This is a genomic window from Pseudomonadota bacterium (assembly GCA_022361155.1).
In the GTDB taxonomy this organism is placed as follows: domain Bacteria; phylum Myxococcota_A; class Polyangia; order Polyangiales; family JAKSBK01; genus JAKSBK01.
The window spans coordinates 1-19,193 of record JAKSBK010000399.1 but is presented as its reverse complement, the minus strand read 5'-3'; the positions used below and the strand labels follow the sequence as shown (position 1 = coordinate 19,193).

Sequence of the window (19,193 nt, the reverse complement as noted above, 5' to 3'; positions counted from 1 at the left end):
TACAGCGCCGACCGGCGCTCAACTCACGCTACGACCTGGAGCCGATGCTTGACGGGACGCTGCGGCAGCTTGCCGGGTGGTTGCACGAATTCCTGCTCTTCTACCGGTAGCGGCCAGACGTCCATCTGCTGCTTGTCGTCCCTCGCGAAGGCCGGCAGCACCGGATCCTGTGCCATGTAGTCTGAAAACGCGGCATCCATCTCGGCGCGCTTGAGACGTGCCTTGGGATTGTTCTGGATGATCGCCGCCTCCCGCTCCGAATACTTGGCAAGCAGGTCGCGGCGCTTCTTTTCGACGAGCCGCTCCAATTCGCCGCGCCGAGCAGCCAGGTCAGAGAGTTTCTCCTCATGAAGCGTCAGGGTATGTGCGTAGGTCTTGACCCGGATCTTGATCGAGCCTCCGGGCTTGTTGGCATCGATATCGTGCAGCGCCGAATACGGTGTGCCGCTCGAGGAGATGATGTTATCGATGAGCCCGTAGGTCGGGGCGTCGTGGCCGCACTTGAAACTGGATAGATCGAGAACCACCACGTTAGGGTGGCGGGCAGCGAACTTGGCCGCCCAGACCTTTTGGACGCTGTTGGACGAGTAGTTTTCCGGCCAGACATCGGAAACCGAAAGCGGTGAATTGACAAGCTGCTTTTCCAGGTCGTCCTTGAAGAATCGATGCAGCCAGGCAGGATCCTTGGGGATGGATCGGATCGACAGGATGGGGTAGCCGAGCGCCTGGAACTCCTCGAGCACGCCGTGGTTCAGGCCCGGGTCGTTGTGATAGGGGCGTCCGAGCAGCAGGACGCCCACTCTGTTCTCGGCTTCCAGGTATTCGAGGATCTCGCGACCGCGCCGTTCGAGATCCGCGTCGAACTGACTCAGGGCCTCGAAGCCCTCGCTGCAGGCGAAACGGTTTTCGTCGCGGGTGATCCCGAGCCGCTCACCCCACATCTCGAACATCTGCTTTTCGAAATAGAGCTTCTCGGTGAGGGTGGCGGCTCCATCGACATACTGGATCCCGGCGCGTTCAAAGAAGTCGATCTCCTTGGTGAAGGCGGCTTTGACTACATTGGGAACGCCGGCCACGATCGGACACGAAGTCGAGTCCAACACACCGGTTACAAAGGTGGGCACGTTGGTGATGCACGGGAAGAAGATGTAGTCGAGCCGTTCCCTCTTGTGCTTGTGAAAGATCAGGTTATGGATGTGCGCCTGCGATACCTTGGAGGGATAGCATGGGTCGATCGATCCGTACTTGCCACCTTCGGCCCACATCTCCTCCGAGGTGTAGTCGGAGAAGACCACGTTGCGGGGCCGGATGCCGAGGGTCTCGAAGTAGCTGCGCCACAGGGGCGCGGTGGAGTAGATGTTGAGTACCTTCGGAATGCCGATTCGTAGTTTCGCGCGCCGCTTCCGAGCCGCCTCGTCCGAGCGCAGGATCGGGCGCCTGAGAGGCCGGCGTTTCACGCGGCCGAACAGGCCCTGGGTGACTTGCACGTCGTCGATGATCTCGCCTGCGCCGGGGATCTCCCTGGCTTTGTGAAAGCTCTTGAACGCCAGGGTTGCTTCGTAATCCACGAGGTTCGGATAGGCGGACTTCAGCTTCTTGCGTTCCCGGGTCAGGGCCTTGAGCGCCTCCTTGGACTCGACCGTGCCCTTTTCGCAGGAAAAACCTGCGATGTAGCGGCTGGTGCGGCCCTCGGGGGTCTGGGTGTCGATGAAGGTTCGCTTGCACTCGTTGGGACAGAAATGGCACACCGTCGACTCATCGTTCCTGCTGGTGAACGCCAGGTCGATGGCCGCCTCGATACCGATGAACGTGGAGTGGCCACGGCGCTCGACGACACGCTTGGTCTCCATGGCTGCTCCGATCGCACCTGCTTCGCCGGGATGTGGATGCACGAAGACCTCGGCGTTGGGTACGCGGTCCTTTATGTAGTCGACTTGCGATTTGAGCGCGGCGAGGTTGTACTGCGTGCCGCCTTGCAGCACGTAGCGGCGCCCCAGCTGTGCCATGCGCGGAATCTGCACCACGTACTGCCAGATGTTCTTCGGCAGCACGAGCGCGAGCCCCGCCAGCAGTTCCTCCTTGCTGTAGCCCTCCTTTTGGAAGTTGACACGGTCGGCGTCCAAAAAGACAGCGCAGCCGTAGCTGAAGTTCGGCGACAGCTTGGCGCCGAACGCGGTATCGGCGTATTCGGTCACGGGCACGCCGAATTGGTCGGCCATCGCCTGCAGCAGTGCACCGTTGCCCGCGGAGCACTGGTTGGACAGCCGGAAGTTGCGGATGTCGCCGTTGACCATGAACAGGACCTTGATGTCTTGGCCGCCCACATCGCAGATCACGTCGACGTCCTTGAAATACCTCACCGACGCCATCATGTGAGCGACGGTTTCGACGATGTTCACGTCAGCGCCAACGGACTCCTCGAGCACATCGGCGGCATAGCCCGTTGCGCCGAAACCCAGGACTTCGAGCGACGCCCCCTGATCGTTCACGAACTTCTTGATCTTTGCGAGGATCTCCTTGGTGTCCTGGATCGGGTTGCCCTTGGACAGCTGGTACTGCTTGCAGATGAGCTCACCTTCCTCGTCGATCAGCACCGCTTTCGACGAGGTCGAGCCGCCATCCAGGCCGATGTAGCCCCGGACGCTGGAGCCCGGCTCGAGCACCGCCGGTACGAAGGCCGGCAGCTTGTAGCTGGCCACGAAGTCGTCGCGGCTTGCGTCGCTTGCAACCAGTGGCGGACCAGCCGAATCGCCCAGCTTGGCGGCGCGCCCGTGAGAGATGAAGTCCTTGAGCGCTTGGACGCCCTGGTAGCGACCGACCTCGGGCGCCTCGTGCAGGCCGTAGATCACGGCGCCGTAAGCCGCATAGTACTGGGCGTTGTCCGGGACCAGGATCAGCTCTTCCAACGGCGTGTCGCTCGGGTACTCGTAGCCGCGCGCCTCCCACGTCTCCGGGATCCGCTGTCGCCAGCAGGCTTGCAAGAACGGCAAGTAGGTGTTGGGGCCGCCGAGCAGCAGCACTTTGTGGCGGAGCGTGTTGCCGCGAGTCAGGACCGACAGGTTTTGCATGACGATCGCATCGGCCAGCGAACACATGATTTCGGCGGAAGGGATTCCGGACTTGACCAGATTGACGATGTCGGTCTCGGCGAATACGCCGCACTTGGCGGCGACGTGATGCAGCTTGGAATCGTCCCAGGCAAGACCGCTGGTCTCGGCGTTCGACATGCCGACCTTGACCACGCACTTGTCGATGGTCGCCCCGGTGCCCGAGGCGCACTTGTCGTTCATCGAGGCGATCGCTCGTTTGGCTCCCGTATCCTTGTTCTCCTTGAAGATGATGATCTTGGCGTCCTGGCCTCCAAGCTCGATGACGCTGCCGACCTCCGGATGCAGCTGATCGACCGCCATGGAGACCGCGTTGACTTCTTGTACGAACTTGGACCCCAGCGGTTTCTTGATCGGGCCGGCACCGGACCCGGTGATGAAGCTCCGGATGTTCTTGGCTGGCAGATCGGCGAGCTCGTTGCCGACGGCGATCATCTGCTCGAGGACTTTTTCAGCCTGGCGGGTCTCGTGGCGCTCGTAGGTGGCCCATAGGATCTGCTTGGTCAGCGGATCGACAACGACCGTCTTGACGGTGGTCGAGCCGACGTCGATGCCGACGGCAACTTGATCACCGGTCAAGCGGGCACGGGGGCTGAGGTCGGTTTGTGTCGGGCCCATCGTCTCCAGACCAGGAGTGACTGACATGTCAGTCTAGCGCGATTCGGCCTTCTCTCACGGCTGCGCCGTACAGTCAAGGGCCGTCTGACCGTCTGACAGGCAGGCCTGGGCTCGACGGCGACCCATGGCGGTGCCACGCGAGCAGGAGCAACACAGCCCGCGGGGTATGCAGCTAGCTCGATCGGCGCCAGGAGCCAGCGAGCATGCGAGCCATTCCTGTTTCAGGACATCAAGCTCGAGGCGCCCGCTGCCCGTTTCTCGCCTGGTAAGCCACGATGCTGCGCTCGAACAGCTGGTAGACCCGGTTGTAGGGTATCCGCGCTCCGTAGACCGCGGCTCCCGCACTGTGGCGCTCGATCGCGGCTTCCACGATCCGCGCGAATTCGTGGTCCCGCAGGTAGAGATCGACTTCCTCGTAGGTACCGTGGGAGATCGGCGTGAAGTTCGCCGAGCCGATCTCGACGATGGCATGGTCGACGACCATCACCTTGCCGTGCACCATGCGAGGGTGAAGCAGGATGCGCAGGTTGCGGGGTGCACCGGTGCGTCTCAGGATTTCGTCGCAGCACGCCCTGTTGAGCGACGCCAGGACGTTGGCTCGTTCCGGCGCCAGCAGCTTGACCTGCACCCCTCTGGCAACCGCCCGGATCAACGCTTCGGTGAAACGGCGGTCACCCAGATAGGCCATCTCGATGCTCAGCGACCGCTCGGCGCCATCGATCAGCGCCAGCCTGTCGCCTAAGAGGCTGCCGCCGCGCCGGCCGTCGATGCTGCGATTGTGGAGCATGAAATCGAGCCGCCGAGAAGGATCGAAGCAGGCCGAACCGTGGTTGCGGGCGTGGTAGCGGCTCACGGCCTCGCGGCAGTCGAGCTCGACCATGAAATCGATGTTGCGCAGCTGGAAGTCGTCGCCGATGCCCATGCCGCCGAGGATCATGCGCTGGTCATCGAAGATGTAGACCTTGGAATGGTCGAAACGGCGCCGGTCGTGGTGAACGGTGATCCGCGGATGGCCGAGGATCGCCTCCGCCAGCTCGCTGCGTTCTTGCTTGCGCGGACCGCCCTGCCTGTAGACCATGCGCAAAAACCAAACCTCGAAGCGGCTCTTGGCACCGATCTCCTTGTGAAAGAAGCTGTGCTTTCCGGCCTCGAAGTGCTCGTAGGACGCGCCTACGAGATCCTTGTAGATGTCGACGCGAACCCCGCGCTCGGCTGCGCGCAGCACGGCCCTTCCGATCAGGTCTCCAGAGTCATCGTCGCGCCAGTCGAAACAGCGAACAACGATGTGCCGTCGTGACTGTTCGATGCGCGAGACAATGCGAGCGTAGGCGGACGCCCCGCATTCGAGCAGCGTGGGCGTGACCCGAGCGGCCGCCACTGTGTCGCTGCGAGCCGAGCGAGCCGCGGGCAGCCCTGCCCAAGGCTGGCGCTCGTGGCTGCGGGCGCTCTCGTACGTCCTTGCCGAGTGCATTATCTGGCCTTGGCCCTGCGCAGGGGCAAGGGCTCGGTTGCTGCAGGGGCCGGTTTGGGGGCGCTGTGACTAGCCGCCAGCGCGGCGTAGACGCTGTGGATCCGAAACGCCGCGGTGTAGTTGCTCAGCACAGCCAAGATCCCCAAAGCACCCGCAGTGAGCCAGAACACCGGTTGGGTGCCCTCGGTGAGCGCCGCAACGATGGGAGCCAACACGCAGCTGACCCCGATCAACAAGAGCCGCTCCGCTCGCTGCATCAGGCCGGCCCCGCAATTGACACCGAGAGCCTGGCCGCGGGCGCGCACGTAGCTGGTGACGACGGTGCCGTTGAGCGCCAAAAGGGGCAAGACCATGAGCCACGACTCGCGGTAGAAGGCCACCAGCCCGGCGAGCACGAAGATGTCGGCGTAGCGGTCGAGCGCCGAATCGAAGAAGGCGCCGGCGTCCGATGAGACGTCCATCGCCCGGGCGACCTTGCCGTCGAGGATGTCGAGGGTGCCGCCGGCAATGATCAGCCAGCCGCCCCAGCCAAAGTCACCGCGAAAGAGCAGGTAGCCGGCCCAGAGGCTGACAGCTGCGGACGCCATGGTCAGCCAATTGGGGGATAACCTGTGGCGCACGAAGAAGCGCTCGATGGGGCCGATCATCCAGAACCAAAAGCCGATGAGCACCCTGCCGATGAGCCTGCTATCGGCCCGCCGCCCCCCCATCACATCGTCCGGCGGCCGCTTGCCCAAGAGCAGGTAGAACGCCAGAGCGAGCAGCGGCAGCAGTACCGTTACGATCAGCGGCCGGAGCGCCGCGAAGACTTCGCTATTCCACGACAACATCGTCTAATCCAGGGCGTAGACTTGGGTCGGTGTGGCTCGGTGATGCCGGCAGAACGCTCCCGACCGCGCCCGGCTGCCGGGACGACCGCAAAAAGGCTCCAGGATTCACCCCCGCAACGGGCCCGTGACGGCTCGCATTGCACCCGTGTGACTGACAGGTCAGTCTAGTGCTGTCAAGCGTGTTTGTGGCTGGGGCACCGATTGCGCCCGGATCAAGGGCTTTTTGGGGTATACTCGAGCGGTTGGATTGGATGCCGTGCCCCTGGTAGAGCGCCGGGGCGCTCACCTTGGGGGAGCCTGGTTGGGCTCGAGTTGCTCGCATGATGGGAACCCTATGATGAGCGAAGCCATGGCCCCCGAGGCTCGTCGCGCCCAGTTGTTGCGAGTCTCGTTCGAGCTCTTTGGTGAGCGCGGCTATCACGCTACCACCATCGCCGACATCATCGAGAGGGCGGGCGTCGCGCGCGGCACCTTCTACAACTATTTCGAGAGCAAACGCCAGATCTTCGGAGTCTTGCTCGACGAGCTCTTCACTGCCGCTACCAGCGCCATCTTCCCGATCTCCACGGGAGCCGCCGCCGACATGCACCGGCAGGTCTTCGAGAACATCGCCGCGTTGTGCAAAACACTGCACGATAACCTGCCGATGACCCGAGTGCTCCTCGAGCAAGCGGTCGGGCTCGACGAGGAGGCCAACCTGCAGCTGCGTGCGTTTTATGAGCGGGCACTGGCGCGCCTGCAGAAGGCGATCGAAGACGGGCAGCGGCTCGGGATCGTGCGCGCGGGCGATTCCGCGGTCTTGGCGACCTGCATGCTGGGGATGATCAAGGAAGCTGTCTACCAGCAGCTTCTCGGCACGCAGGAGTCGAACATCAACGATCAGGTCGGCGAGATCTTCGCGGTGGCCGCCCGCGGCTTCCTTGCCGTTCCGACTTGATCGTGTCCTGTGGTTCGGCCGACGGCGCGCGCTGCGGCGCCAGCTGCAGCCACACCAGGTCGTGATCCGATGCCTCGGTCGTAACCTGGCCGCGAGCTTGCAGCGGCAAGTCGCTTGCGATGATGTCGTAGCGAAGCGGGTGATCGATCCCGACTTTGCCTGCCAGGGCGCAAAGCCGGTGCGCCAGCATCGGTTCGCCTTGGCGGGCAAAGAAGTGCGTGGCCCCGCCTTCTCGTGGGATCTCGATGCCAAGGCTCGACAGCGGCTCGAGCAGCCTGGCCAAGGCAGCGGCCTGGCAACGCTTGCGAAAGACGTAGCAGTTGGTGTCGCCGCAGACCACGACGCGCCGGTGCAGACAGCGCAGTCTCAAGACGCGGGCGATCGCGGTCGTCTGCCGCAGTCTGTGCTCGCTGTTGCCAGCGATGTCCAAGTGAAAATTGACAACCGTGAGTGTGGACTCGTCGTCTACGCGCAGGCGCGACACCAGGGCCCACTTTTGCTTCACGCGGCCGCCCATGATGTAGAGGCGATCGATCGGGCCGAGCCGGTCGAGCAATGGCAGGGGAATAAGGAAGCGCTCATCGAGCTGAAGTCGCTCGCCATCGAAGATCGTCGCCAGTCTGATCGCGTCGGGATGGAGGATGACGCGGAAGCGGCCGCCGAGGGCTCGGGCGACGGCGTCCGCATGGAAACCGTCCGGACCCTGCCGGTTTTCCTGGAGCGCCAGGACATGAAGGCTGCGTTCATCTTGCAGCTGTCGATAGTGCTCGATCAACGCCGGCAGCTGCAGGCCGTCCATGATGTTGTGGCTGGCGGCGACCAGCGGTGCTGCGGTGGCGGTCATGGCTTGGGCTATATCTTCCGCGGCCCGTAACCGAAACCTCATCGATTGTCCAGCGGCGCACAGGCCTTGCTCGGCAGGCGCGGCAGCCGGCGCTCGAGCCCAAACCGGACAGCACGGCCGCAAGGCAGCCTTGGTGACGATGCGTGCCAGGAATCGAAGCGTGCCAACCGCTGGGCCGCACGACGCAACGGCAATCGAGCGGTCGTGTCGGCCGGCGGCGACATCGTTGTGCCTTGGAGAAAACTTGCCGGCGCCCGCAGGTTCGTCTTAGGTTCGGGTTGATTCGGCTAAGGAGTGCTTGTGCTGAAGCAACCCCCCCGTGCAAGCCGGCGGTATCCCCTGCCGACTCGGCTCCTCGTCGTTTGGACATCGATCGCTTGGCTGCCCGCGCTGGCTCTAGGCGGCTGCGTGCTGAGCAATTTGGGGGCTGCGGAGCGCCTGCGCGATTCCGTCGAGCTCGTCAACGATGCGGCGCGTTGGGGCCGCATGGACGTGGCAGCACCGGGGATCGCCGCGAGCTTCCGCAAGCGCTTCTTTAACTCGCGCGGGGGCTGGGCCCGGGAGCTTCAGGTTGCGGACTCCGAGCTTGTGCGACTGGAGCTCGACGACAGCCGCAGCACGGCGACCGCCCTGGTCGCGCTCAGCTGGTACAAGCTGGACTCGCTCATCTTGCGCTCGACGGTGCTTCGCCAACGCTGGAAGCGCATCCGCGGCAGCTTCGTTCTCGAGTCCGAAGAGGTCGTGCAAGGTGATCCGGGGTTGCTTGCAAAAGCCGGTCCACGCCACACCACTCGGGGCCTTGGCCCGCATGGGTCACCAGCCTCCGGCTCGATCGGCCGATCCACCCGCGCAAACGGCCGCGTCCTCGTCTCAGCCTCCTCGACATAGTGCCGACTATGACACTAGGAGCGTAAGGGCCCGATGCCAGTGGCGGCCCGGACCCGTGCCATGGTGCGGCTCGCGATCTGCCGGGCCCGGCATGCGCCATCCTCCAGGATCGCATCCAGGCCTGGTTCGTCGCCGCGCAGCTGCTCGTAGCGCTGCCGCATGGGTGCAAAAGCAGACTCGAGCGCCTCGAACAGATCCTGCTTGGCGTGGCCCCAGCCGTAGCCACCCGCATGCAGCCTGGCAGCCATACGCTCGACCTGGTCCGGTGCGGCAACCAGCTTGTAGAGCTCGAAGGGCGTTGCCCCCTCTGCGCTCTTCTCGGCTTGCAGGGGGGTGGAGTCCGTCTTGATTCTCATCACGGCCGAGCGCAAGGCCTTGGCCGAAGCGAACAGCGGCAGGGTGTTGTCGTAGCTCTTGCTCATCTTGCGACCGTCCAGGCCCGCAACCACAGGTGCTCCCGTGAGCCGAGCTTCGGGCACCACGAGCGTGCCCTGCCCGAACAAGTGATTGACACGGATGGCCGCGTCGCGTGCCAGCTCCAGATGCTGCAGCTGGTCCCTGCCCACGGGGACGATATCCGCGTCGTACAAGATGATGTCGGCGGCCATCAACAGCGGGTAGTTGAACAGGCCGGCGTTGGCGCTCGCACCCTTGGCGAGCGCATCTTTATAGGAATGGCCACGCTCGAGCTGGCCGGTGGCGACGACACAGGCAAAGACCCATGCAAGCTCGAACACCTCGCCGACCGCCGACTGGCGGTAGAGCAGCGTCCGTTCGGGATCCAGGCCGCAGGCGAGCCATGCAGCGGTGACATCGTAGACGGAGCGCCGCAAGCGCGTGGGGTCCTTTTCGTTGGTAAGGGCGTGGTAGTCGGCAACGAAGTAGAGCGAGCGGTGCTGCTGTGCCAGCTCGAGAGCGGGCTTGATGGCCCCGAAGTAGTTGCCAAGGTGCGGCACACCCGTGGGCTTGATACCGGTGAGCGAAGTCTTCATGGTGTCTCGACGCTGGTGCATGGTCGCGTGCGACGGCGCTTCACATAGCAGGTTCCGAGGCGCTATTGCGAGGACGAAGGCCGGGAGCGCGCCGCCCTGCACGACCGCAGCCGATCGAACCGTCCTTGGACGGGTCCCAGGGGCTCGTGGCAAAATAGGCTCTGGGCCATGATCGCGCCATCTCGTCCCTTTCGCGTGCTCGGTGTCCAGCAGGTCGCGCTGGGTGCCGAATCCAAGGCGCGGCTGCGCGAGCTTTGGGTGGGTCTGCTGGGGCTCGAGGTCAGGGCAAGCCATCGCAGTGTGGCCGAGAACGTGGACGAGGATATCGTCGTTGCCGGGGCGGGTGCGACGCAGGTGGAAATCGACCTCATGCAGCCGCTCGATCCCGCGCGCAAACCGCGCGTGGCCGAGCCGGCGCTCAACCATGTCGGGCTATGGGTCGACGATCTGAACGCCGCAGTCGGCTGGCTGAGCGCGCGCGGTGTCCGGTTCGCTGCCGGCGGCATCCGTCCGGGCGGCGCAGGTCATGACGTTTGCTTCATTCATCCCAAGGCAAGCGCCAGCGCTCCCCTGTGCGGACACGGCGTTCTGATCGAGCTCGTGCAGGCGCCCCCGAGCGTCGTGCAAGCCTACGAGCGGGCCGAAGGCGACGCGGGCGCGTGAGTCAACCCCCAGGTTGCATAAAACGGCGTTGGCGAGTAGTCCATAGTCGGCTCCTTCCTGTTCGTTGTGGGTTCGTAATCCAACGATGCCAGGAAGGGGCCGGCCGCTCTACAGCTTCAGGGTTGGCGTCCGCCGGCGTGCGCGGGCACTTTCGCCGCAACCGGTAGCGCAAGTTGGTGACCGATGCGGGCTAGCGACGCGCGAAGCGGACGCGCCGATCCGTATACACCCGGAACGCCTTGCAGTCCGGGTCGGACTCGTGGCAGACGAAACGTACATGGATGTGATCGGCGTGCTTCGGGTAATGCCGGATGATTCCGGCCGGATGGCCTGGTCCACGGGGATACTGAAACCAACGCAGCAGCTCGCTCCGACTGGCGCCTTGCGCGCGTGCATGCCGGTAGAGCCGTGCTTGCAGCCGGTAGTCGACGAAGGCTGCCTCCAGCTGCTCGCGCGCCAACCAGTGCTCGAGCAGGGTCCACTGGCGAGCCACGTCGAGCTGCGAGGGGTGCAGGTACTGAAAGGGACACACCGAGCTCGGACAACGACGCTGGTAGTATGCGAGGTCCACATCGCGTCCGCTCTGATGGCTGCTGTGACCCTGCATGGGTCCGCCGTTGCGCAGGCTAAGGTCGTGAACGCGCACGCGCACCCGCTTCTTGTGTGCTTTGCGCACGGCGTCGAAGCCGGAAACAAGCGCCTGCACGGTTTCCAGCGTGCCCCAAGCCCGGGCGCTGTCGCGGATTACGTAGCCCGAATGGCGCGGCAGACGGCGGCCGCGCAACAAGCTTCCGTCGCTCGGGGAACCCAGTGACTGCGAGTGCGAAGCCGGCCGCTCGGTGTAGATGACGAGCGTGCCGCCAGCCCGGATGTGGTCTGGATCGAGCCCGGGATTCCAGCGTGCTATGTCGGTGATCTTGACTCCGTAGCGTGCGGCGATGGCGCCCGCGTAATCCCCAGGCTGGATCTCATAGGCGATCTGGCGCTGGGCCGTGGCCAGGTGCAGGATCTGACCTTCGCGGATGCGATCCGGGTGCAAGCTAGGATTGTGGCTTAGGAGCTGATCCATGCCGAGCGCGAAACGCTCGGCGATTTCGCTCAACGTATCGCCCTGGCGTACGCGGTAGGTTTTCGCCAATGAAGCCGGCGTGAGCGCCGAAGCTGGCGTATCTGCCACGCCCTCGTCGCTGGTCGCGGGAGTCGGAGCGCCGGGCTTGCCTGCAACCACGAGCTCCTGGCCTATCTGCAGCGTGTTGTCGTTCAGATTGTTCCAGGCCCGGATCTGTTCCACGCTGACTTCAAAGCGGTTTGCGAGCGTCCATAGGGCGTCGCCCGATCGTACGATCCATGTTCGCGGATCGGCTGCTGCGCTCCCCCCGATCCAGTGCAGCACCACCAGAAGTGTCAAAAAGGGTATCGCTAGCAGACGAAGCACTTTCCCAATGTGCCTCTGCACAGAGTCCGACATAGGTACAGCTGTACGCGAATAGCCGGTTTCAGACAAAAAAATGGCAAAGCGGTGGTACAACTGCACGGTCTCAAAACCTCCAACTGCACGGTCTCAAAACCTCCAACTGCACGGTCTCAAAACCTCCAACTGCCGCGTCCCAACCTCCAGCTACCGCGTCCCAACCTCCAACTGCCGCGTCCAGAGCCCGAACCGCTGTGTCCCCACCTCGAACCGCTGTGTCCCAACCCCGAACCGCTGTGTCCCCACCTCGAACCGCTGTGTCCCCACCTCCAACTGCTGTGCGTTGGCTCCTAGCTGCTGGGCTCGTATTGGGCTTCGGTTGGTTGGTGTTTCAGCTGCGCGGGGTCGTGGGTGCCGTCGTGTTCGCGTTCCTGATCGCGTACTTGTTGGATCCGCTGCTCGACCGCTGCGAGTCACTGAGGATCCCGCGCTCGCTCGGGGCGGCCATCCTGCTGCTCGTGGTGCTGGGCGCCCTTTGGGCCTTCGTGCTGCTCGCGCTGCCTGGTGTCGTTCAGGATGTCGTTGCCTTCGCCCGCCAACTGCCAGCCAGCGCGGAGCGTGTGCTGGCGGCCGTCCGGCCATGGCTGACCTCGCTGGGAGCTCCGCTTCCGGCAACGATGAAGGAGCTCGTCGAGAGCTTGCCGATCGACCTTGGATCGCTGAGCGGCAGCGTGTTCGCGCCCGTCATGCATGCTGTCGGCTGGGCATTGGGAGGCACCGCGTCCGTGGTCCAGGCTGCAGCCGCTGCGGTCCTGGTGCCGGTCTTGGCGTTCTATCTGCTGGTGGATTTCGACCGTATCGTTGCAGCAGCCCATGAGCTCGTTCCTCCGCGACATCGGAAGCTCGTGGGGGTACTTGCGTCCGATGTCGACAACGTCCTCGGTCAGTTTGTGCGTGGCCAGCTGTCGGTCATGCTGTTGCTCGGCGTGCTCTACGCCGCTGGGTTCGGCCTTGTCGGTCTGCGCCTCGCGCTGCCTGTCGGTCTGGTCGCCGGCCTGATTTCCTTCATTCCCTATGTCGGCGGCGCGGTGGCGCTGGGGCTCGCGCTGCTGATCGTGCTGCTCAATTGGACCGGGTGGCTCCAGCTGGCGTTGGTTGTCGCGGTCTATGTGGTCATCCAGCTGCTGGAGGGCTTTCTCATCACCCCGCGCATCGTGGGAGACCGGATCGGTCTGTCGCCCCTGTGGGTGCTCATCGCCCTGATGGCGGGCGGCGAGTTGTTCGGTTTTACGGGTGTCCTGCTGGCATTGCCCATGGCCGCGGTGGTCAAAGTCTTTCTGATCCACGGTTTGAGCCACTACAAACAGAGTCGCTTTTTCGGCGCCGGCGAGGGCTAGCCGCTGGTCGCCAGGTGGTTTCGCTTGTGCCGTTTGCCGCTCGTGGTAGACCCGGGAATGCCTTGGTTGCAGGCTACGCTGCGAGGTCAGCCGGTCTTGGCCCGCTGTGACCAGCAGGGCAGGCTGGTTGCCGAGCGGGGACGGGTGGAAGTTCGCTACACGCGGCAGGCGTCTAGGGCCTATTTCGCTGCGCAGCAGAATCTCACGCCAACGCCGGGCGTCGCGCCCCTACCCGATGACGCCTGCGCATCGGTTTCCGCGCTTCCGCCGGGGGCGTCGCGGGGCGGCAAGCGCATTGCGCCCAAGCAGCCGCCGCGTCACGCCGACAGTCCGAGCCTGATGCCGGCAGATGGGCGTTCGGACGATCCCATCGTTGCCTACACCGACGGGGCTTGCAGCGGCAATCCGGGTCCGGCAGGGCTCGGCGTCGTGCTGCTGGACGGTGGGGCCCGCCACGAGCTCTCGGAGTACCTGGGTAGGGCGACCAACAACGTGGCAGAGCTAAGCGCCATTGTGCGCGCGGTCCAGGCTGTGGCGGGGAGCCGGCGTCCCGTACGCATCTATACGGACAGCCGCTATGCCATCGGCGTGCTGACCAAGGGTTGGCGAGCGAAGGCCAACATCACCTTGATCGCGCGCGCCAAGGCCGAGCTGGAACGCCTGCCGGACGTGCGCCTGCTTCACGTGCCTGGACATGTTGGGGTCGAGCTCAACGAGCGCGCCGACGAGCTGGCCCGGCGCGCGGTGGACGGCGGGGCCAGCGAGGGTTGGACCGCCGTCCCCAAACCCGACCCCTCACCCCAGCTAGCTTAATTGACCCTGCCCGAAGTGCTGTGCGGCTTCAGCGAGCGTAACAAAGGTGTAGCCGTTATCCCGCAGCATCGTCAGCGCCAGCCGCAACGCACGCTCCTTGGCCCCCAGAGCCACGCGCAGATCGGGTTGGTGGGCAGCAAGAAAACCGAGATCGTCATGTTCTCGGTCGCATAGGTCGATGCCATGCAGCTCCAGGTTGACCAGGGGTCGGCCAAGCACAGCGCGCGTAAGCAGCTCCGTGCCCCGCTGCCCGCCCACAATCAAGCTCGTGCCGATGTAGGGCAGGCGGCCCAGCAGGTTTCGTGTTACTCCGATAGGGAGCTCGAGCACGCCCGTGCCTGCTCGCCAGTGGGGGTGTCCCACCCGGTACGGGTCCGCGCTTGCGCTCAGTGTGCGAGGGTCGTCGATCACGGCGGCACTTGTCCGACCTCGCGCTTTCATGAGTGCAAGCACGCACAGTTTCGCCAGGTGGTAGACAGGGCAAGGAAACAGGCTCGAGTCGTAAACCATACCCTGCTCGGCGATCACGTCGTACAGCGGAGCGCTCATCCTGTAGCCGGGGGCGCGGAACCCTTGCGGTCGCTTCCCGATGCAGTCCGCGATCAGCTCGCTGCAGCGTGCAACCTCCCCGCGCATCACCTCGACAGCGCGCAGACTCAGGTCGTACAGGTGGCTGTCGGAGTGGTTTCCGATTTCGTAACCCGACTCATGCAACCTCCTGATTCGATCGGCATTGCCGCAAGACCTCAAGTCGCGGCCGATTACGAAGAACGTTGCCCGCAGATCGAGCTCCCCGAACAAGGCTTCGAAGCGTGCGAGCGCGCGCCGGTACACGGCCGTGGCAGCCGCGGTGTGGGGCGGATCAAGGCCGTGAATTGCTGCGTAGCAAGGCACTTCATCGAGATCGACCGATACTGCAGCCAGGCGCACGGTTAGCTCTTGAGGCGAATGGCTAGCACCAGGCGTCCCATATTGAACAGCACGTTGGGCACCCGCCGCAGAAGGTGAATGGAGGGCGGCCGTTTTTCCAGTACCCGCACCGGTATCTCACGTATGCCGATGCCCGCCCGCTCGCTGCGGATGACGAACTCGCTCGCAAACAGGTCCCGATCGACCACGCAGCGTTCGGCAAGGTCGCTGAGCGCGCGCCTGCGAAAGGCCTTGAGCCCGTGGGTGTCGGTGCCTTTGAAACCGAGCAACGCGCGCAGCAGGCCGTTGATGATCAACGTTCCCAGCCTGCGCACAAGCGGGCGCTGGTCTTCGGACCCGGCGGCGACTTTGGATCCCACGACGAAGTCCGTGCCCCCGGTTTCCAGGATCGCCATGGCGCGCTGGTGGAAATCCGTGTCGCACAGATCGATCTCGTCACAAATCACATACTGCCCCCGCGCTTCTAGAATTCCCCTCTGCAGCGCGCGGCCGTAGTTCGCACCCTCGGTGTTCAGCTGCCGCACCTGCGGAAACTCTCGAGCCAGATCCGATGCGATTTGGCGGGTCGCGTCGGTGGATCCGTTTTCGGAGAGCACAAGCTCATAGGACCAACCAAAGCGATCGAGACGACCCAGGAGCTCCCTCACCGCGGATTCGAGAATCGTCTCCTCGTCGTAGACCGGAATCACGACCGTAACGTAGGGTGCCTGGTCTCGGTAGATCATCCGATCAACGCTCGCGCTCGGACCGCCGCCTCACGCCCGTAGATCAGCGCGTCCTCCATGGAGGAGTAGTTCCAGCCGCCGTAGCGCCCCGCGCTGAGGATATTCTCGTGTGTTAGGAAGTCCTGTATGCACGCGAGCGCACCATAGTATTCGTGGTCGAAGACCACGTACGCGTGCTCCATGTGCCGCAAGCGCATGAACAGCACATCGTCGCTGCTGCGAACTAGGCCCATCTCCACGAGCCCCTGCACGATCTGCGGGCTGAGGTCACGTAGATCGGGTGGGCTTCGCGACGAGAGCTCCACGTACAGGTTGGCCTTTGCCTCCGGGGCCATCTCGGCGCTGAAGTTCGAGTAGCAGCCGACGCGGTAGAACGGGAAACGCTCTTCGGGGACATAAGCCCAGTGCAGGTCCACGCCGCAGGGGACGTCGAGGGCCACGTCCAGGTAATAGAGCCCGTTGCAGCGGAGCTTGGCTGCGGCCGCGATGATTTCCGGGGGCGGCCCACTCAGCAGCGCGACCAGCTTGTTCAGCGGTGCGCTCGAGATCAACACGGAGTAGGGAACGGCTCGGTCTTCAAAGATCAGGCGTTTGGCCCTCCAGTCGATGCTGCGTGGCGCGCTGCCAAGACGGATCGTACTGCCTAGCAGATCGCGCATGGCATCGCTCAGGGTTCCGATGCCGCGACGCGGATAGGTGAAGGTCGCGTTGTATCCGAGCTCCCGGCCGCCGAGCCCCACGGCACCCGCGATCACGTCCTCCAGCGTCGGCAGGGGGACGAAGCGCGAACACCAGTCGGCCGTGATCTCACGTGGATGAACGCCCCACAGCTTGGTGTTGTAGGGCACCATGAAGTGGCGGCTGAATCCTGCCCCGAAGAACTTCAGGAAGTAGTCTTCGAGGCTGGCGGGCTCGGGCATCTGCTCGCGCCGGGCCAGGGCCTCGAGGAATCCCATGAGGCATTCGTAGGCTACCGCTGGCGGCAGTCCGAAGGTGTTGGCCTGGTAGGGATAGCGCGTATAGGTGCCATGGCTGAAGACTCTGCTGCGCCGACTGATCTGAAGCGCATCTTCACCGAGCAGTTGCTTGACCCAGCTGCTGATGTCGGGGTCGCGGAGGTGCAGCAGGTGGCCGGTGCGGTCGAAGCGAAAGCCCCGGTCCTCGTCGGTGACCACGTGACCGCCCGCGCGTCGCTGCTTCTCGTGTACTTCGCAGTCGTCGCCCAGATGGTATGCCGCGGACATTCCTGTCAGGCCTGCGCCGAGGATCTGAACGGGCGGCTGGCTCATGGGGCGGTCGAATCTCCACCAGGGCGCGGCTCGCGTCAAGGCTTCCTCGTCGTTGCGCCTCGCCATTGCCAGCGGCACCCGGCCCTCGTCCAAACGCGTGGGTCATGCTTTCGCGGGCAGCTCGCTTCGGTCTGGATGCGGAATCAGGACGGCGCTGAGCATGGCGTGGGCGCCGTGGAGCCGCGCTGTTAGCGGCCCCAAACTGGCCGGCAGCACGGCCGTGTAGCCGCAAGGCACGCTGCAGCGGGGACGTGAGAGCAGCTCGATTCGCCCATCGAACACCGTGAGTGCTCTAAGCACATTGGCCGCGGGCAGTGGAAGCGATCCGTGACCTGCTACGATGCCCACGCGCAACCGCGTGGAGGCCACCCGTGCTGTCCCGGTACCACAAAGCCACTGGATCGCCGGCTGTGCGTGTCGGTTTACGCGGCCCATCCGGGCCCGAGCTCGCTCCGGATTCACGTGGGTATCCCAGGCGGTGACCGCCAGGGAGGACTCGACATGCAGCGTTCGCGACTCACCCCCTGTGCTCGGTTTCCCGTCCTCGTCGTAGCGCCGCCCCCAATCCCAGTAGCGGTAGGTCACGCCCCGGTGTCCCGGGAGCACATGTTGGACCTCAGCCAACGTGAGGCCCTCGCCGATGGCGTGAGGGGTTCCTGGCGCGACCATCAAGAAATCGCCCGGAGCGACGTGCACGAACTGCAGCATGTGGGACGGATCGCGGCCAGCTGCGAGACAGCGGGCAACCCGCGCCCGCGTCACACCGGGACGGAAACCGAGCATCACCCCGGACCCCGGTCTACAGTCCAGCACGTACCAGCACTCCTCCTTTCCCGATTCGTCAGGCCCCAGCCCTTCGTAGCTGTCAGGCGGGTGAACCTGTAGCGACAACGGTTCGCGGGTGTCGATGAGCTTGACCATCAGGGCTGTCCCGGCACGCCCGAGACGGGCCTCGGCGCCCAGCCACTCGAGCGGGCTCGTCCGGATCGCGTTTGCGAGCGGCGCCCCACCTTCCAGCAGCCGGCTCGGGAGCTCGGGACCCAGGGACAGCTCCCACGCTTCGCCCACGGAGCCGGCGCCCGCTGCGGCCGCGCTCCCTCGCGCCAGACCGGCTTTGGTCCCTCGCACCAGCTTGTTGCCACCCCACGGCGTGCGCTCTTCGGGTGCGAAGTTGTTCGGTTCGAGCAGCAAGGGCAGCAGTTCGTTCACGTGGGATCTATACACGATCTCGCGTACCGGCGCCGACCGAGTCGGCGGACCACCGGCCGCTGCCGAAAACTTGGCGTTGGGGATCGGTGAGCCCTATCTTGACTTTAATACCAGCGGTGACTGGTGGGAGGTCGGCTGATGGCTTACTCGGGACCCGAGAGAAGAATCCACAGAGTCTACGTTACCCGAAACACGGAGTACCACATGCGCAAGGATACCTGCGTGGCCGTCCGCGATCGTAGCAGCGGCCGCTGGCTGGTCCGGCACCTTGCGCTGCGCCAGCGGGTGCAGGGTGCCATCCGCTTCTGTGACAACGGGTCGATTCGTGCCAATCCGGGGCTACCCCGCATCGGCGAGTCGATCTGCTTCGAGAACAGCGGCAGAGACCTGATCACGAGCTGTGTAGTCTCCGTCGAGCGCCCCCACCTGGACACCGTCAGCGGCTACCCCTTGCACTGAGGTCGGCAGCTTGGCTAGTGTCCTGGATCCCTGATCGCGTACACTCAGTCTGCGAGAGTAGTAAGACCAGTCGCATGCAGCAGAGAAGGATCCGCGTCGTAGCAGCGGTGATCGAGTCCGAGGGGCGCTATCTGATAACCCAGCGCCGCCAAGGCGCGGTCCTGCCCAATCTTTGGGAATTCCCCGGCGGGCGGGTCGAGCCTGGGGAGTCCGATGCGGGTGCTCTGCGCCGCGAGCTCGGGGAACGTCTGGAAGCGGACGTCGACGTGGGTCAGTTGATATCGTTCGTCAGCCACCCGTATCCAAGTTACACCGTCGATCTGTACCTGTACGAGTGCACACTGCGGGGGTCGCGGATCGTGACCCGAGCGGTCCAGAGTTATCGCTGGATCACTTCCGGGGAATTCGATCAGTTCGCATTCACGCCGGCAGACGAGGCTTCCATGAACCAGCTTTTGAACCTATGAGGGCTAGTGCCTCGCCACAGGAATCCTGGTTGGTTGGGGCCTGCAGTGGGGCTCGCTGGCAAGGCGGACCGACGAAGACTGCGGTTCATTTCGATGCTGTGCAGCGCATATTCGAGGAGGTCCCAACGCCGCCAGCGGGCGCC

General features: G+C 64.4%; 17 protein-coding genes. 7 read left to right on the top strand and 10 right to left on the bottom strand.

Features of this window, described 5'->3' with window-relative positions:
• Positions 1–23: 23 nt before the first annotated feature.
• From MJD61_15500 to MJD61_15490, 3 genes are all read right to left on the bottom strand, one after another.
• Positions 24–3,725 carry an acyl-CoA dehydratase activase-related protein gene (locus tag MJD61_15500; GenBank protein MCG8556671.1) on the bottom strand — a complete coding sequence of 1,234 codons (3,702 nt, stop codon included), beginning with the start codon at positions 3,723–3,725 and terminating at the stop codon, positions 24–26.
• A gap of 229 nt (positions 3,726–3,954) precedes the next feature.
• Positions 3,955–5,196 (bottom strand): phosphatidylserine/phosphatidylglycerophosphate/cardiolipin synthase family protein, encoded by a 1,242-nt coding sequence (locus MJD61_15495; GenBank protein ID MCG8556670.1) that lies wholly within the window; start codon positions 5,194–5,196, stop codon positions 3,955–3,957.
• Positions 5,196–6,026 (bottom strand): CDP-alcohol phosphatidyltransferase family protein, encoded by an 831-nt coding sequence (locus MJD61_15490; protein ID MCG8556669.1) that lies wholly within the window; start codon positions 6,024–6,026, stop codon positions 5,196–5,198. Before MJD61_15490 ends, MJD61_15495 begins: the two co-directional genes overlap by 1 nt.
• A gap of 349 nt (positions 6,027–6,375) precedes the next feature.
• Between MJD61_15490 and MJD61_15485 the strand changes: the two genes are divergently transcribed.
• On the top strand, positions 6,376–6,963 hold the full coding sequence (locus tag MJD61_15485; GenBank protein MCG8556668.1) for a TetR/AcrR family transcriptional regulator: 588 nt from the start codon (positions 6,376–6,378) through the stop codon (positions 6,961–6,963).
• Here MJD61_15485 and MJD61_15480 read toward each other — a convergent pair.
• Positions 6,899–7,807, bottom strand: a complete 909-nt coding sequence (locus MJD61_15480) for a hypothetical protein (GenBank protein ID MCG8556667.1) — start codon at positions 7,805–7,807, stop codon at positions 6,899–6,901. The genes MJD61_15485 and MJD61_15480 overlap by 65 nt on opposite strands.
• Before the next feature lie 300 nt (positions 7,808–8,107).
• Between MJD61_15480 and MJD61_15475 the strand changes: the two genes are divergently transcribed.
• On the top strand, positions 8,108–8,695 hold the full coding sequence (locus MJD61_15475) for a hypothetical protein (GenBank protein ID MCG8556666.1): 588 nt from the start codon (positions 8,108–8,110) through the stop codon (positions 8,693–8,695).
• Between the two features lie 14 nt (positions 8,696–8,709).
• Here the strand turns inward: MJD61_15475 and trpS are convergent, their stop codons facing one another.
• The gene (gene trpS, locus MJD61_15470; GenBank protein MCG8556665.1) at positions 8,710–9,687 is read right to left on the bottom strand and encodes a tryptophan--tRNA ligase; all 978 of its coding nucleotides are present in this window, start codon (positions 9,685–9,687) and stop codon (positions 8,710–8,712) included.
• A gap of 168 nt (positions 9,688–9,855) precedes the next feature.
• Here trpS and MJD61_15465 point away from each other — a divergent pair, with 168 nt between their 5' ends.
• Positions 9,856–10,350, top strand: a complete 495-nt coding sequence (locus MJD61_15465; protein MCG8556664.1) for a VOC family protein — start codon at positions 9,856–9,858, stop codon at positions 10,348–10,350.
• Positions 10,351–10,540: 190 nt separating this feature from the next.
• On the opposite strand, the gene MJD61_15460 is transcribed toward MJD61_15465, so the two are convergent.
• A complete protein-coding gene (locus MJD61_15460; protein ID MCG8556663.1) occupies positions 10,541–11,785 on the bottom strand; it encodes a penicillin-insensitive murein endopeptidase in 1,245 nt (414 codons plus the stop codon).
• Positions 11,786–12,147: 362 nt separating this feature from the next.
• Here MJD61_15460 and MJD61_15455 point away from each other — a divergent pair, with 362 nt between their 5' ends.
• Together MJD61_15455 and MJD61_15450 are read left to right on the top strand one after the other, a co-directional pair.
• Positions 12,148–13,158 (top strand): AI-2E family transporter, encoded by a 1,011-nt coding sequence (locus MJD61_15455; protein MCG8556662.1) that lies wholly within the window; start codon positions 12,148–12,150, stop codon positions 13,156–13,158.
• Between the two features lie 96 nt (positions 13,159–13,254).
• Positions 13,255–13,971 (top strand): ribonuclease HI, encoded by a 717-nt coding sequence (locus MJD61_15450; protein MCG8556661.1) that lies wholly within the window; start codon positions 13,255–13,257, stop codon positions 13,969–13,971.
• Here the strand turns inward: MJD61_15450 and MJD61_15445 are convergent.
• From MJD61_15445 to MJD61_15430, 4 genes are read right to left on the bottom strand one after another with little or no spacing between them, the layout of a single operon-like run.
• Entirely contained in the window at positions 13,963–14,901 is a 939-nt protein-coding gene (locus MJD61_15445; GenBank protein ID MCG8556660.1) for a polysaccharide deacetylase family protein, read from the bottom strand. The two genes, MJD61_15450 and MJD61_15445, sit on opposite strands and share 9 nt — an antisense overlap.
• A 2-nt stretch (positions 14,902–14,903) precedes the next feature.
• A complete protein-coding gene (locus MJD61_15440; protein MCG8556659.1) occupies positions 14,904–15,626 on the bottom strand; it encodes a glycosyltransferase in 723 nt (240 codons plus the stop codon).
• Entirely contained in the window at positions 15,623–16,993 is a 1,371-nt protein-coding gene (locus MJD61_15435) for an FAD-dependent oxidoreductase (protein MCG8556658.1), read from the bottom strand. Before MJD61_15435 ends, MJD61_15440 begins: the two co-directional genes overlap by 4 nt.
• 24 nt (positions 16,994–17,017) lie before the next feature.
• Positions 17,018–18,124, bottom strand: a complete 1,107-nt coding sequence (locus MJD61_15430; GenBank protein ID MCG8556657.1) for a class I mannose-6-phosphate isomerase — start codon at positions 18,122–18,124, stop codon at positions 17,018–17,020.
• Between the two features lie 204 nt (positions 18,125–18,328).
• On the opposite strand from MJD61_15430, the gene MJD61_15425 reads away from it, so the two are divergent.
• Together MJD61_15425 and MJD61_15420 are read left to right on the top strand one after the other, a co-directional pair.
• Positions 18,329–18,583: a hypothetical protein gene (locus MJD61_15425; protein ID MCG8556656.1), complete on the top strand. Its 255-nt coding sequence runs from the start codon at positions 18,329–18,331 to the stop codon at positions 18,581–18,583.
• A gap of 74 nt (positions 18,584–18,657) precedes the next feature.
• Positions 18,658–19,050, top strand: a complete 393-nt coding sequence (locus MJD61_15420; protein ID MCG8556655.1) for a (deoxy)nucleoside triphosphate pyrophosphohydrolase — start codon at positions 18,658–18,660, stop codon at positions 19,048–19,050.
• Positions 19,051–19,193 lie beyond the last annotated feature (143 nt).

What these genes read in the sequence shown, in the direction of transcription:
- MJD61_15500 (MCG8556671.1), bottom strand. Translation starts at nt 3,725, where the DNA reads ATGGGCCCGACACAAACCGACCTCAGCCCCCGTGCCCGCTTGACCGGT.
- MJD61_15495 (MCG8556670.1), bottom strand. Translation starts at nt 5,196, where the DNA reads ATGCACTCGGCAAGGACGTACGAGAGCGCCCGCAGCCACGAGCGCCAG.
- MJD61_15490 (MCG8556669.1), bottom strand. Translation starts at nt 6,026, where the DNA reads ATGTTGTCGTGGAATAGCGAAGTCTTCGCGGCGCTCCGGCCGCTGATC.
- MJD61_15485 (MCG8556668.1), top strand. Translation starts at nt 6,376, where the DNA reads ATGGCCCCCGAGGCTCGTCGCGCCCAGTTGTTGCGAGTCTCGTTCGAG.
- MJD61_15480 (MCG8556667.1), bottom strand. Translation starts at nt 7,807, where the DNA reads ATGACCGCCACCGCAGCACCGCTGGTCGCCGCCAGCCACAACATCATG.
- trpS (MCG8556665.1), bottom strand. Translation starts at nt 9,687, where the DNA reads ATGAAGACTTCGCTCACCGGTATCAAGCCCACGGGTGTGCCGCACCTT.
- MJD61_15465 (MCG8556664.1), top strand. Translation starts at nt 9,856, where the DNA reads ATGATCGCGCCATCTCGTCCCTTTCGCGTGCTCGGTGTCCAGCAGGTC.
- MJD61_15440 (MCG8556659.1), bottom strand. Translation starts at nt 15,626, where the DNA reads ATGATCTACCGAGACCAGGCACCCTACGTTACGGTCGTGATTCCGGTC.
- MJD61_15425 (MCG8556656.1), top strand. Translation starts at nt 18,329, where the DNA reads ATGCGCAAGGATACCTGCGTGGCCGTCCGCGATCGTAGCAGCGGCCGC.
- MJD61_15420 (MCG8556655.1), top strand. Translation starts at nt 18,658, where the DNA reads ATGCAGCAGAGAAGGATCCGCGTCGTAGCAGCGGTGATCGAGTCCGAG.